Raw genomic sequence first — 13,199 nt, 5'->3', positions numbered from 1 at the left:
TCTACCCCTGCTCTGCGAGAGACGCCTCGGCCGGGGGCTTGGGCCCGTACTCGGCTGCCACATCCCCCGCTATGACCCGGTCGAGGGCATCCTGACTGAGCTGCCGCCAGCGTTCGATCTCCTGCGGCGTGGCACCCCAGCGCTCCCACAGCACCTCACGCGGCACACCGAGAGTCGCCATCTTCACCAAGGCATCCACCAGCTCACCCTCAGTGCGCCACTCCGGGGACTTCCACACGATCCGGGCCTGCGACGACGCGATCCCCGCCAGCCGCATCGTCCGCTCCAGCCCCTCCTCGAGGAACCGGCGCCGCTGGTAGATCTTGTGGATGAGGCCCGCTTCCGCAGCCTTCAGAGCCTCTGCCGACAGGTTGACCATGCTGCCGAGGAGGTAGTGCGGCGGGGTCGAGGTGATGGCGGCGATGTCGTGGACATCCGCTTCCTTGGCTTTCAGGTAGCCCGTCAGGTCCGCCGCGGCGAACTGGCCGAACTTGGCGCCAGCCTCCTCCGCCATGAGGATCTTGTCCTGGCCGATGTTGAACGGCTCAATGTCCTGACCGTTCTCGTCGACAGGGATCTCCATCCCGGTCACCCAGCGCTGCGGAAACGCCGCATACTCCTGAGTCATCATCCGGTCCGTGATCGTCTTGTTGATCCGATCCTGGATCCCCACCACCGAGCGCAGTTCCGAAGCGCCCGGCTTCAGCATCCGCGGCCGGTTCGCCAACTCCCCGAACGGCACCTCGCCCAGGACGTTCTTGCCGCCCCACTCCTCGCCCTTGACTTCGCGGCGCACCCACACGGGGTTGCCGCCTGTCTTCGGCTCCGGAGCGTCGAACTTGTAGATGTTGCTCGGCAGGTAGAGCGTGCAGCACATCCGCCCAGTCCAGTCATCCAGCCACAGCTTCAGCGCCGCGGCCGGAACGCCCGGCGCATCCGGCCGATAGACGACGATGACCTGTGTCGGATGCTCCGGAGTGATGCGGAAGCCGCCGCGGGCATCGGGCTCCACCATGAGGTAGGCGTTACCGCGAATGGCCGCCTCGAGAAAGGCCAGCTGCGAGCCGCCGTCGAGGTTGTTCTCCTGCCAGAGCTGCCACGCCTTCTCATCCGAGTCGCCCTCGGCGTCCGACTGGAAGCCGGCCACCTCCAGCCGTCCGACGAACGCGTCCACCACGAGCTCGCAGTAGTTCGCCCGAGACATTCGCAGAAGCCGCTTGAACGGCTCCCTGGCCTTCTCGTGCAGGTGCGGCAGCCGGTGGTCGCACTCGTAGTAGCTGTCGAAGACGCTCGTGTCCTGAGTCCGCTTGCACAACGCGACATACAGGCGATCCCGCCACCACTCCGGGGACTGGACAGCATGCTGAGTCGTCATCCGGCCCCCTCTCGATCAGAATCCGCGCGCCCTGCGCTTCTTGGGCTTGGCGTCGCCGGCTGCGACGGCGTCGCCTGCAGCCTCGTGGGCGAGAATGCTCGGGATAGCGGCGTCGATCTTCTGCGCCGGGCTGGCCTTGCTCAGGACATAGCGCCCTCCGGTACGTGCCGTCTTGCGGGCGTTCCTCACGTGAGCAGCCGTGATGATGCAGCCGTCGTGACGGAACACTGAATCGGCCTTGTTCACGTCCGTCAGCAGTCGCTCGGCAGCGGCGTGCATCTGCACGGTGCGGTACGTGTACCAGCGGACGACCCGCTTCTCTCCATGCCGCTCCGCCCAGGCGTCCACCTCGGACTCCCAGTACGGCGGATCCGCATAGAAGCGCAGCACGTTGTACCGCTTGAATACCTCGTCCACCGCGGCGTCCACCTCGAGCCGCGGCACCTGCCCGCCGTAGTCGGCTGGATTCCAGATGGTCGGCAACTCATCGGGCCCGAACACCGGAGTGAACTGGTAGCCATCCAGCGTCTCCAGCCGCAGCGCCGTGTGGTCGTCGACGTCGGAACCATCGAAGCCGGCCACGACCGTCGTACCGTCCGGCACCTCCCGGGGTGCCGCGAGAGCGTCCCAAGCGTCACCGTTCATCCACGAGCCGGAGCCGTACACGATGCGGTTCCCAAAGAACCGCTCTGCCTGCTCCGGGTCCTTCTCCATCAACTCCGCGGCCTCGGCCTCGATCGCGTCGAGATCCACGTGCGTCGAACCGGCGTAGACGAACCGGTGAATCCTGCGGCGCTCGGCCTTGTTCTTGTACGACAGAGACGCTGGCGGAACGCGATGGAACCGGAAGATGTCCTTGACCTTCGCCTCGGCTGTGCGCTGCGCGACGCTGTCCTCCGACGGGTTCCACGCGTTCGTTGTCTCCATCGTCCGACCGCCCATACCGGCAGCACCTCGGCGCTGTGTCGTAGCCACCCGGTCCATCTTGTTGGCGACCGTCCACAGCTGCGTCTCGTCCTGCAGAACGAACGTCACCGGGTTACCCAGCCGGGACTGCGCGCTCGAGGTGACGACGTCGATACGGCCGTCGTTCGGCAGCCGGATGAACTGCTCGCCCACGCGCATCAGCTCGCCAAGCGGCCCATTGCGGATCATCGACTGCAGCGGGCGGTAGACGTTGTCGGTCTGCTCCTCGGAGAACGCCGTGATCTGCACGAGCGGCGTCGGCCACGGTCGGGCCATGGGCTCGCCGGGTTCGTACTCGTATCCCCAGCCGCAGCCGCATCCCCAGTCGCGGCAGTCGTAGGCTTCCCCTCCCTTGGACCAGCCGTCGAAAACCACCGGCCCTACACCCTCGGCGGCGCACATCGCCGCAGTCCATGGCCCCTTGCCGGTCTTCTGTGGGGCGACGCACTGCGACCTTCGGTAGTGAAATGCCGGCGCCAGCTGCCCGACCGTCGCCCGCGGCTTGATCCGGTAGAAGTTCGCCGTGCACCACAGCTGCCAGTCGTACATCTGGAACGGGTCGCCCTTGCGGAAACCGTCCGGCACGACGCAGTGACGCTCAATCCAGTCCGCGGCGACCCACAGCGTGGGGAAGTCGACGACGAACTCAGTCTCCATCGCTCTTGACGACCTTCAGCCGAGATCGCGACGTCGACCTCGCGGGAGCTGCACGCCGCGTAGCCGGCTTCGGAACATCGTCAACGGGGTTGATCCGCCACCGGTTCGACCGCATCCCAGGGGTCGTCAGCCCCAGCGAGTCCGCCATCTGACGGACGAGGGTCGACAAGTTGACGAAGGAACCGGGCTCCTCTGCCTCGACCAGCCGCCTTACGTACAGCGCTACCTCAAGCTGCTGTCCGTACCGCTCCCACATCAGAGCCTGCGGCTTGCGCCACAGTGACTCCCACAGCTCAGCTTCCCGTTCCTTCTGCTCCGTCAGTGGCCAGTCTGGCGTTGCGCCCTGGCGGCCCTCGGCGGGCAGGTTGGTCCACTCGCCTACGTCCCGCTCGCGCCGTAGCGCGTTTGGGTCAGGCGCCGGCCCGGAACGGGCGCGTGCTCCACCTTTCGGCATCAGCTTCTCCTCCGGTCGCGCCATTGCGGCGCAAAGCGCGGCCGGGCGTTGCGCTCAGCCGGTCAAGAGCAGTTGCTCTCCACCGCCCCTGTTGCCACGCGCGGTGTTGCAGCGCACGTGGGAGAGGCGGACGTTTCTGGGCTCATGTGGACCGCCCTTGGACAACGGAACTACGTGGTCAAGGCTCGGGCTCATCGAATGCGGCCACACCAGTCCCGGGTCTACGGCCTTCTGGCAAATGTGGCAGCGCCACCCGTCTCGTTCGGCGATCTCGGCAAGCAGCACTGCCTCGCCGGTAGAGGTCTCCTTCTTCTGGGCTCGACGCCGGTGGTACCGATCTCGCCGCTCGTCTGTCCACCGCGGCGGCTTTTGTCGGCCGTCGGCGCGAGACTCCCGGTTGTACAGCTGCTTGCCGTGCTTCTCGCTGCAGCAGCGCTCCATCTCGCGGCGAGGCTGGAACTGGGCACCGCACTCAGGAAGAGCGCACTCCCTCAGAGGAAGGGGTGCAATCAGGCGTTGCCCGCGGGCGACTTCGCCGCAGCGTCGCGAACAAAAGCGAGCAGTCACCGACTGGGCTGCGAGGGCAGCGCCGCATTGGGCGCACGTCGTATTGCCGGTACGGGGCAGCCCGGGGTGCGATCGCGCCCACTGTCGGCACGCCTCGCTGCACCACTTTCGGGGATTGCGCTCACGAGGGCTCGGAGTGATCGACGCATGGCAACCGGGGCAGATGCGGGCGGAGTTGGCGGTCACAAACCGTAGCGTAGCGACCCGCGCGTTGATCAACTTGAAAGCTCTGGACCTGCCCGACGTCGGACGCCCCTCCCCGGCGGTCCTTTGGATGATCTTGGAAGGGGCCCCTCCCCAGGTGATCATGACCCAGAGTGACGAATCCGGTTGATCTTCCAAGGGGTTCCGAAGATCGAAGACGCAAAGGTGCAGGTCAGAGCCTTGATCAACGACAGAGGGGCCCTCCGATCAAGGACTGCGCCTGGCCTGCCGCTCCCCATCGATCACCACTCAGCGGCATAGCCGCAGGTCAGGGGCATGGCTCGACGAACGACCATGCCAAGCCCTCTCGATCAACACCCCGAGTGCGCCGAGTCGATCAACGCCACGTGTAGACCGTGTCCCCGTCCTCGTGCCGGTGCTCGTGCCCCGCGGCTCCAGGCTCCAGCTCCTCGGCATCCAACTGGCACGTGACGTGGGCCAGCAACGGCAGCTGATGCGGTGCGCCACAGCGGGTCGCCTCATCCTCGACCGGTCGCTCCGCCTGCTCCTCTGCCGAACCCTGATCGTCGACGGTCTGCGCCTTGGTCCTACTGCTCATCGGTTCCACCCTCCGGGCTGATCACGTGCGGTACGGCGTGAGTGATGCGCGTGCGTCAACGCTCGCAGGTTCGTAGAGTCGTGGCCGCGCGGGCCCTTCGGCCCAAGCCCGTCGATGTGGTCAACGTCCGTGGCCGCAGGCCGGCGAGAGACGGGCAGAGCCTGGCAGTCCTCGCACTCACACAGCGGGTGAGCCGCAAGGTAGGCGGCCCGCGTCTGCGCCCACGTCTTGTCGTAGCCGCGCTGCCGTGCAGATCCGCGCTCCCGTTCTGCCTGCTGCCTGTGATCCGGGCAGCGACCGCCCTGGTCCGTGTACTCCGGGCATCCCGGCTTGCTGCACACGCGCCATCCGGTTCGTCTGCTCACGCCGCCTCCGTCCCGGTACGGTGTGCGCACTCGATCGAGGGGGATCCGATGCGATCTGGTGCGCCTGCCGGGGTGTTCGTGGCCGCGCTGCTTGTCCTGCTGTACAGCGCCGCCAAAGGATGGGGCCTGCTTGTCCTGCTCTCAACTGCGGTGCTGATCGGCGTGCTGGTTGCTGCTGCAGCCCAGCGGCAGATGAGTGCTGACCCGGACGCCCGTCGCTTCCCTGCCGATCGGGACCGACCGTGGCGCCGCGGCTCAGATGACGTGGAACAGCCTGAGCAGTAGCAGAAGGACGGCGATGACGAGGATGAAGGCCAAGGCTGAGCGCCACGGTTCCTGCATGACGGTCCCCTCTGGTTCTAGGCGGGCATGAGCTGCCGGATGGCGGCCGTGATGCGGCGGGATAGGTAGATGTGACCGGAGTCGGTGGGGTGGACGCTGTCGCCGCCGATGTAGGTGGACGCGTTGGCGGCGGTGATGAATGCGCCGTGGGTGGCGACGAGCGTGCCTGCCGCGTTGTAGCAGCCTCCTGTGAGGGGGCTGATGAACGGGAACCCGGCCGCCGCCGCCGCGGCTTGCAGCGTCGCATCGGTGTTCGTGATCGATGACGCCGGGCTGCCAGACGGTGACCAGCAGCCGATCACGTACACCTCGCACTGAGGCAGCCCCGTCTTGATGGTCGTGTACAGGGAGGCCGCGGCTGTGGCAATGCTGGGCTGGCTGCCACCGTTGTCGTTGTAGCCCGCCCACACGACGAGACGGCTGGGCGCCCACGCGACGACATCGGCCGCCACGCGGTTCGCGAGAGTCGCGAAGGAGCCTGCGGTGATGTAACCGGTGCCGCCCCGGGCCTCGTCCCAAACGTCGTTGGAGCCCAGCAGCCGGCCGGTGCGGTGCAGCCACGTTCCCGCGCCGCCGCCGGTGTTGATGCTGCTCCCGTCGGTGAGGCTGTCGCCGAATCCCATGAACCGGCCGCCGCTCGGGACGGTCGACCACATGGTCGCGGTGGGGGGAAGGAACACCCCACCGAAGGGCACGGTGTAGAAGTCGAACCTGATCGTGCGCGAGGCCGCGCTGCCAAGGTCGACGGTCATGAGGTGCGTGGAACCGGCCGTGGTGCCGCCGACTGCCGTCATCAGGTCAGCGACCTTGCGGCCGTCGACGCTCAACCTGTACATCCCGGCGGTCTGGTAGTTGAACCGGAGCTGGAACGTCTGCGCGTCGGTGCCGAACTCCACGCTCCACACGGATTGGCTGGAGGTCAGATTGCCGCGAGTGTTCGGGTAACGGGACGTCGGCAGCACGTAGGTAGAGTCCGGTGTGCCGGTGCCGACCGTGACGTTGCCCGCGCCCAGATAGGTGAACGGACCGGTCACGTCCGAGCCGGACAAGGTCACGCCGGAAGGGGCGTACTTGATGTAGCCGGACGTCGGCGTACCGGTCTGCGCGACGCTGATGGACGGGGCAGCCCCGGCGTACAGACTGTCCGCGACGACGGGGTCGGGCAGGTGGCGCCGCCGCCAGGCGACGACCGCGGTCTCCAGGGCTGTCGCCCGGTTCTCTAGGCCGAAGGTGCCGCCGACACGGTTCTGGAGGTCGGTGACGAAGGTGTTCAGGTTGTTGCCGAACGCCAGCGGATAGAACGTCGAATCGCCATAGGCCCGGTCGCCGTGGGGGTCTGTGGCGGCCGTGTGGGCGGTGACTTTCGCCGTGGCGCCGCTGGTGGTCTCGAGGGCCGCAGTGTCGGTGATGCCGTGGACCGCGGTGGTGTCGGCCGCATGCGCGGCTACGGCAGCGTCGGTGTAGGCCTCGGCTTCGGCCTCTGATCCGTCCGCGCCGGGAGGACCTTGCTCGCCTTGCGGACCGGTCTCGCCCTGCGGTCCTGCGGGGCCGGTCGCCCCGGTGGCGCCTGTAGAGCCTGCGGGCCCGGTGGCTCCAGTGGCTCCGGTAGGGCCGGTCGCTCCCGTTGATCCTGTCGCGCCGGTGGGCCCGGCTGGACCGGTGGCGCCAGTCGCCCCCGCGGGACCGGTAGCGCCTGTGGCTCCGGCTGGTCCGACGAGGGACGCCAGCCACTGGCCGACGGTCCCGGAGTAGCCCTCGTCGACGGCGATCTCATACGCGCTCTTGCCCGGCGTGCCGGTCGTGCCACCACCAGGCGCCTGCGCGGGGATCAGGTCTTCGAGGCGGATCGTGTCGCCGCTGTTGCCGTGGATGTCCGTCCAGAACGCGAACCGCTGCCCCTGCGAGGGCTGCACGTCGACGCGCCAGCGCCAGCCAGCCGGTGCAACACCGGCCGCGTTGTTCGGGATGACCTGCACAGTGAAGGCGCCGTCGGTGATGGTGGCTTTGCCTCCGCCGGCGTAGACCGCGTTCCGGCCGGTGTCGGTGAGGATCGCTGACGGGGTGAGAACGACCTGGCCGCCATATCCAGTACCAGCGACAGCGGACGGCAGCGTGCCGACGAGAGTGACGACTGGGGTGCCATTCGGAAAAGCCATCAGACTCGCTCCCGCTCCATGACCAGCGCAGCAACCTGCAGCCAGGAGGCGGCAAGTTCGTCGAGGCGTTCCATGAGCGGCAGGTTGGTGAGCTCGATTTCCGCACGGTCGAGGAGACGAGCGGCGTTCTCGATGGCTTGGTCGGCGGTTACGCTCACGGCTACCTCCTCGGCTCCTTGACGCTTGGATTGGTCATCGCCCGGATTCGAACCGGGGCTACCGCGACGGGTGCCATTCCTGCCCGAGGGCAGGTTCGAGAGGGAGCGCGCGATCTCTCTGGGGCCTCGATCCCCACGCGGCACGGTGTCTTAGGCCGCTGGACTACTGATGACCAAGCCCCGCCCCGGTTGCGCTTCCGGGGCGGGGTGCCCCTGTCGGCCTGGGGGTCAGACACGGGGCAAGGGGCCCGACCGGAGGCCTCGTCCGGGGGTTAGGCGGCCTTGGGCGCGCGCTGCGGCATGGGCCGGTAGCGGCTTGCCTGCGCCTTCACTTCGGGGAGCGCGTACATGGTCTTGTACTCGTGCCCGTGGCCGGAGTACTGCGTCGGGTCGCCTTGATAGCGGCGGATCTTGCCGCGCCTGGCCCACTGCCGGATCGTGGGGCCGGGGACGCCGGTGGCCGCGGAGGCTTCGTGCTCGTACACGAGGTCGTCGGGGTACAGCTCGGTCGGATGCATCGCACCTCCCCGGGAATGCAGAAAGCCCCCGGCGGAAGCTGGGGGCTTGAGAGTCTGCGGACACACGTGTGTTCCGATGAACGCACTGTGACATACGCGAGATCATGCGGTCAAGCAATGGTGGTTTCAGCCTCGATAGGCCCTGCCTATGGGCCAGACTGCGCGTATGGATCTGGTGGTTACGGTGCAGACGAATTCGCGGGAGTCGTGTGCCGCGCAGCTACGGCGCCTGTGCGTGCTGGCCAGCCTCACCCCGATCCTGATGCCGACCCGCTCCCTCGGCACCGAGCGCTGGATGGCCCGCGCAACACCAGCAGCCCCCGCCGAGGGTGGCGAGGGCCGCGGGTAGGTGGGTTCAAGCGTCGACGGCTTCGCGTTCGACGTTGGCGTAGCAGCGGTCGCACAGGTCGCCGGTTTCCTCCGTCGGCCCGATGTTGAGGTGCTTGCCGCAGTAGTAGCCGCCGCAGCCGTGCTCGTCACCGCCGGGGGTCTTGCCGCAGAGGCAGCCCAGGCCGCGGTCGATCTTCTCGTCGCAGCCTTCTTCTTCGCAGACGGTCGCAACGCCGTATCCGGCTTCGATCTTCTCGCCGTTCCGAGTGATCTCGTAGTGGGCGTATCCCATGGCCGGTCTCCTTACAGGTTGTTGGTGGTCTTACCCAGCCACCGACTGTGGCTGTTCACGTTCTGGGTGTGCTGGTTGACGGTGCCGGTGTAGTGCTGGTGGATCGTCGGCGGCACGGCCTTGCCCGCGGACCGGACGAGGCGGGCGATGGCGAGGGCGAGCACGGCCGGGGCGGCGCAGATCATGCCGATCACCGTGGCGTCAGCGTGCTCGGAGGCAACGAGGATGCCGATGGCGATCAGGCCCGGAGGCACGGTCGCCACGCTGACGTACATGACCGCCCGCAGAGTGTCGGTGGTGCGCTGCGACATCGGCGGGACACCAGGTTGGGCCACAGGCAGGGCATCGCCGGTCGCAGGTAGCGGGGTGGTGTCGCGGTACGAGGTCGGCGTCTCCATGACGTCATCAACGGCGGCCATAAGCCGGGAGACGAGCTCGCGGTCTGCCGCGGTGGGCGGGTTGCGGGGGTGGACGGTCACGGGGGGCTCCTATGCGGCTTGGGTGAGGTCGGTGTCGGTGAGGGCGTCTGCGTGGTCGGGGTGGGCCCAGATGCCGCGATCAACATCGACGGCTCGCCCGGTCTTCTTGAGGCGGCTGAGGGCGTTCTTGACGGCGGAGACGGTGAGGCGGGTCTCTTGGGCGATGGTGTTGCGGCCGACGGGGCGCGCGCAGTCGAGGAGGAACGCGTAGACGCGGTCGTCGCTGCCGGCCGGGGCCTCAAGCTCGATGGCGGCGGCGGCTTGGGCGATCGGGTCGCTGTTGGGGGTGCGCTGCGCGGGGGCCGTGGTGTCCGTGAAGGCGTCGTCGGGCAGGACCGGAGTCTCGCCGCGGAGTCGGGCCGCGAGCCGCTCGAGGCGCTGGCTGTACGCCTTGCCGGTGCAGGCTGCTGCGGAGGCTTCGAGCGTGGGCGTGGTGGCTGTGGTGGCCCAGTGGGCGGGGTCGCGGTCGAAGTGGGCGCGGAACTGGGCCTGCCGATTGTCGGGGCCCTTGATGTAGCCCAGCCCGGCAGTGGACGTCTTGTCGGGCCAGTACATGGGCAGCCGACTGGGGTTGACCTCCCACCCGGGCAGACCGATCGAGTCCGTGAGCGCCGACGCGGTACGGAACATGATCGTGTTGCCGGACTGGAGCTGCTCGCGAATGTCCGTCGACTCGGGCCCGCTCCCGTACATGTTCGCCTTCGGGCCCTGGAAGACGAGTCGGAGCTTGATACCGCACTTGCGGGCCATCAGCACGATCTCCAGGACCAGGGCAGGCGCCCCGGGCAACGCGAGGACGCGGTGAGCCTCGTCGATCGTCATGACGATCAGCGGGTCAGGGTCGCCGACAACGAAGTGGTCCCGCCCGCGAAGTGTGCGGCCCTTGGCGTCGGTGAACTTCATCATCGAGTAGCGGCCGGACCGCTCATACATGATCTTGCGGACTTCGTAGAGCATGGCGAGGCCACCCTGGGCGGTGTCCTCGTACCAGTCGACAGCCTCGCGCCAGCGGGGCAGGGACTGGCCGCCCTGGGGGTCGCACACCCAGGAGACGATCCCGTTGTGCCGTTCGGTGCCGAGGAGCATGTCGAGGAAGCGGGACTTTCCGCCGTCGGTGGCCCCGTACACGACGGTGTGCACGGGCCCGGAGGGCTTCCAGAAGGCGTACCGGGCGGGCTCACCGTCGTAGAAGATGCCGACCTCGGCCTGACCTGTGGCCGTGTCCAGGATCTGCGGGCCTGGGTAGTCCGTGCCGTCTTGGAGTGGGTTGCAGTTGAAGACGGCGATGCGGGCACGCTTGGCGGACTGCCCGACGGCCTCCTCGATCTGCACCATGCCCTCGGGCAGGTCGAGGGCGGCGGCGATATCCGCAGCAGCGGCGAGGGCCTTCCGCCAGTTGCCCTTGCGGACAATGATGATCGCGGTCCAGCCGTAGTCGGTGGTGTTGACGTCGACGAGCTCGGAGCGGGGCAGGGGGCCGTCGGTGCAGGCGACTTCGTCCTGCCAGAGCAGCAGCTGCTCGGACAGTGCGGGAGCGGGGGCAGCGGTCTTCTTGCCGCGGCGCCACCAGTAGATGCCGTGACCGAGGCCCCAGGCGACGAGGAGCCCCGGGAAGGGACCGTGGCCCGCCTGGAGCCCGCCGGTGGCGGCCATGGCGGTGACGAGTCCGCCGCCGGTGGTGACCGCAGAGGCGGTGGCGATGAAGTCCGCCCGGCTGGGGAGCCGCTTGCGGAGTCGCTTCTTGCCGAGGCGGGCGTCCCAGCGGCCCCAGGCGACGGTGGTGACGGCCCCGGCGGCGGTGGCGACGAGCGCGGTTTTCCATCCGTCGACGGGCACGGCAAGGACGGTTCCGGCGACGGCCTGGGCGGCGGTGGCATAGAGGGGGGCTGCGGCGCGGCGGGTGCGGTAGGCGACACGCATCGCACGCCGGGCGGCCTTGGTTGAGGGCTTGCGGGAGGAGCCGGCCTTGCGGGTCGTCGGGCGGTCGTCGGTGCCGGTGGTCTTCTCGACGGTGGTCTGCATGGCGGCTGCTACTCCTGCGGCTCGTGGTCTGGGGAGGGGGCGGCCCCAGCTGGTCGGCTGGGGCCGCAAGGTGGGTTAGACGTCGGCGGTGTACGCCTGCTTGGAGGCCATGCGCCCGCCGGTCGCGGCGACCGCTTCCTGGATGCCGCCGTGCCGGGTGTGGATGTTGCGGGACGACTGGGCGGCGATGGCCGCGTTGTCGACGGCCGCCTTCTGCATCGCCTGGGCGGCGGCCAGGGCTGCGGCGTACTGGTCACGCAGAGCGGCGAGCTCCTCGAGCGTGCCGCCGTCGTCACCGAATTCCAGGGCGGATGCCTGCTCGATGGCGGCTTCAATGGCGGCCAGCTGCTCGGCCGCACGCTGGGCGATGGCTCCAGCCTCTTCGGCGGTGACGCCAGCCTCTGAGGCGAAGCGGGCGACGGCCTGCTTGAGGGTGTTGACGCCGGTGATCTCGGGGATGGTCGCGAGGGCCATGGGGTTGTCTCCTGTCGTGTCGGGGGTCTTGATGAGCGTGAGCGTGGGCGTGGTGCCCGGGGTGGGCTTGGCCTTGGGGGTGTCGACGGCCTTGTCGGTCTTCGGCTTGGCCGCGGGCTTCTCGGTCGGGGTCTTGGGTGTGCCGTCGGTGGCGATGTCGTCGCCGATCTCGGCCGGCTTGGTCTTGTCGAAGCGGGCCGTAGCGCGCTCCTTGGCCTTGGGCCACTCGCGCTTCCATCCACGGCCGAACGCCTGGGCGAACGTGGCCGCGCAGGTGGCGCCGGTCGCGGACCAGGCGGCGAGCTTGGCCCCGTAGCGGCGGCCCTTCTTCTTCGACGCCTTGGCCATGCGCTTCTTGTGCTTGTCGGTCACGTCACCGAGTGCGGTTTCGAGGCCGCGGGCGGCGCAGTAGGCGATGGCGAACAGGAGGATCAGCGCGAGCACGTCAGCCCCCCATCAGCCACATGACCAGGGACCCGACTTGGGTGGCGATGAACCCGAGGGCGCTGGATGCTCCTTCACCGAGCGAGCCGGGGATCATGACGGCGAGCGGCGGGGTGAAGGCAGCGAGCAGCAGGGTCCGGGGCTTCACGCCGGTCATGAAGTCCGAGATGAGCCACAGCAGGGCAGTCATGGCGGCGGCGAACATGATCCCGAAGCCGGTCCACTCGCCCGCCAGTCCGTCGACGAAGCCGTCCACGAAGGTGGTGGCTTTGTTGATCCACTGGCCGAGCGGGGTGGAGACGAGGCCGATGCTGGCGGTGAGGACGAGCACGACCTGGATCTGCGGACTTTTGATCTTCGAGGCGAGTTTGTTGATCCATGGGAGCCGGTCGGCGACGTACAGCACGCCGGCTGCTCCCAGGCAGGTGCCGCCGGTGGCGGCGGAGATCCCTGCATCGATGACGGGCATTTCGAGTGTCCCCCTTGCGGTGACGGTGAGTTAGTGGTTTCCTCGCGTGCGCGCGGGCGCGCTGGGGCGCGTTGGAGTCTTCGGGCTCGGCCCGGACGGCTTGAGCCGAGCCGTTGAGCCATTACGGACGGTCAGGATTCGGCGATGGCCTGCCGGAGCTGGTCCAGCAGTTCGGTGGCTCTCGCGGCGGCAGCGGGCCGCTGGTTCTCGGGGAGCCGGGCGATGGTGGCTCGAAGCTGATCTACGGCGACGGGCAGGACGGTCAGGGGGCCTTGGGCTTCCGCAGCCCGGCGCCGGTCACCCAGGTGCTGGGCGGAGCGGGCCTGTCGATCGGCCTGCCTCGGGCGCCGGGTGCGGGTGACCATGGG

The 13,199-nt window shown here is 68.4% G+C and carries 15 protein-coding genes; 2 read left to right on the top strand and 13 right to left on the bottom strand.

From position 1 onward, the window contains the following. Position 1 precedes the first annotated feature (1 nt). The 4 genes from ACFV6V_RS02125 to ACFV6V_RS02110 all read right to left on the bottom strand — a co-directional run bounded on the left by ACFV6V_RS02125 (position 2) and on the right by ACFV6V_RS02110 (position 4,782). On the bottom strand, positions 2 to 1,375 hold the full coding sequence (locus ACFV6V_RS02125; RefSeq protein WP_385557719.1) for a phage portal protein: 1,374 nt from the start codon (positions 1,373 to 1,375) through the stop codon (positions 2 to 4). 15 nt (positions 1,376 to 1,390) lie between these two features. Beyond that, a complete protein-coding gene (locus ACFV6V_RS02120) occupies positions 1,391 to 2,926 on the bottom strand; it encodes a hypothetical protein (protein WP_385557716.1) in 1,536 nt (511 codons plus the stop codon). Between the two features lie 580 nt (positions 2,927 to 3,506). Continuing rightward, entirely contained in the window at positions 3,507 to 3,893 is a 387-nt protein-coding gene (locus ACFV6V_RS02115) for an HNH endonuclease (protein WP_385557713.1), read from the bottom strand. A 667-nt stretch (positions 3,894 to 4,560) separates the two neighbouring features. After that, entirely contained in the window at positions 4,561 to 4,782 is a 222-nt protein-coding gene (locus tag ACFV6V_RS02110) for a hypothetical protein (protein WP_385557710.1), read from the bottom strand. Between the two features lie 413 nt (positions 4,783 to 5,195). Here ACFV6V_RS02110 and ACFV6V_RS02105 point away from each other — a divergent pair, with 413 nt between their 5' ends. Further along, on the top strand, positions 5,196 to 5,432 hold the full coding sequence (locus ACFV6V_RS02105; RefSeq protein ID WP_385557708.1) for a hypothetical protein: 237 nt from the start codon (positions 5,196 to 5,198) through the stop codon (positions 5,430 to 5,432). 74 nt (positions 5,433 to 5,506) lie between these two features. Here the strand turns inward: ACFV6V_RS02105 and ACFV6V_RS02100 are convergent, their stop codons facing one another. From ACFV6V_RS02100 to ACFV6V_RS02090, 3 genes are all read right to left on the bottom strand, one after another. Then, positions 5,507 to 7,645, bottom strand: coding sequence for a GDSL-type esterase/lipase family protein (locus ACFV6V_RS02100; protein WP_385557705.1), 2,139 nt, complete (start codon positions 7,643 to 7,645; stop codon positions 5,507 to 5,509). Beyond that, positions 7,645 to 7,803, bottom strand: coding sequence for a hypothetical protein (locus tag ACFV6V_RS02095; RefSeq protein WP_385557702.1), 159 nt, complete (start codon positions 7,801 to 7,803; stop codon positions 7,645 to 7,647). Before ACFV6V_RS02095 ends, ACFV6V_RS02100 begins: the two co-directional genes overlap by 1 nt. A 272-nt stretch (positions 7,804 to 8,075) precedes the next feature. Continuing rightward, complete coding sequence (locus ACFV6V_RS02090) at positions 8,076 to 8,321, bottom strand: hypothetical protein (protein WP_385557699.1); 246 nt, start codon at positions 8,319 to 8,321, stop codon at positions 8,076 to 8,078. Between the two features lie 166 nt (positions 8,322 to 8,487). On the opposite strand from ACFV6V_RS02090, the gene ACFV6V_RS02085 reads away from it, so the two are divergent. Next, positions 8,488 to 8,670 (top strand): hypothetical protein, encoded by a 183-nt coding sequence (locus ACFV6V_RS02085; protein WP_385557696.1) that lies wholly within the window; start codon positions 8,488 to 8,490, stop codon positions 8,668 to 8,670. Positions 8,671 to 8,676: 6 nt separating this feature from the next. On the opposite strand, the gene ACFV6V_RS02080 is transcribed toward ACFV6V_RS02085, so the two are convergent. From ACFV6V_RS02080 to ACFV6V_RS02055, 6 genes are all read right to left on the bottom strand, one after another. Continuing rightward, positions 8,677 to 8,943 (bottom strand): hypothetical protein, encoded by a 267-nt coding sequence (locus tag ACFV6V_RS02080; RefSeq protein ID WP_385557693.1) that lies wholly within the window; start codon positions 8,941 to 8,943, stop codon positions 8,677 to 8,679. An 11-nt stretch (positions 8,944 to 8,954) separates the two neighbouring features. Beyond that, the gene (locus ACFV6V_RS02075) at positions 8,955 to 9,422 is read right to left on the bottom strand and encodes a hypothetical protein (RefSeq protein WP_385557690.1); all 468 of its coding nucleotides are present in this window, start codon (positions 9,420 to 9,422) and stop codon (positions 8,955 to 8,957) included. A 9-nt stretch (positions 9,423 to 9,431) separates the two neighbouring features. Then, positions 9,432 to 11,444, bottom strand: coding sequence for a hypothetical protein (locus tag ACFV6V_RS02070; RefSeq protein WP_385557687.1), 2,013 nt, complete (start codon positions 11,442 to 11,444; stop codon positions 9,432 to 9,434). Positions 11,445 to 11,519: 75 nt separating this feature from the next. Further along, positions 11,520 to 12,362, bottom strand: a complete 843-nt coding sequence (locus ACFV6V_RS02065; protein ID WP_385557684.1) for a hypothetical protein — start codon at positions 12,360 to 12,362, stop codon at positions 11,520 to 11,522. 1 nt (position 12,363) lies between these two features. Beyond that, entirely contained in the window at positions 12,364 to 12,831 is a 468-nt protein-coding gene (locus ACFV6V_RS02060) for a hypothetical protein (protein ID WP_385557682.1), read from the bottom strand. Positions 12,832 to 12,962: 131 nt separating this feature from the next. Then, positions 12,963 to 13,196, bottom strand: a complete 234-nt coding sequence (locus tag ACFV6V_RS02055) for a hypothetical protein (protein WP_385557679.1) — start codon at positions 13,194 to 13,196, stop codon at positions 12,963 to 12,965. Positions 13,197 to 13,199 lie beyond the last annotated feature (3 nt).

The sequence above is a fragment of the Streptomyces sp. NPDC059828 genome, assembly GCF_042731955.1.
GTDB lineage: Bacteria > Actinomycetota > Actinomycetes > Streptomycetales > Streptomycetaceae > Streptomyces.
The sequence above is the reverse complement of the archived record's forward strand: the minus strand, read 5'-3'. Positions and strand labels throughout refer to the sequence as shown.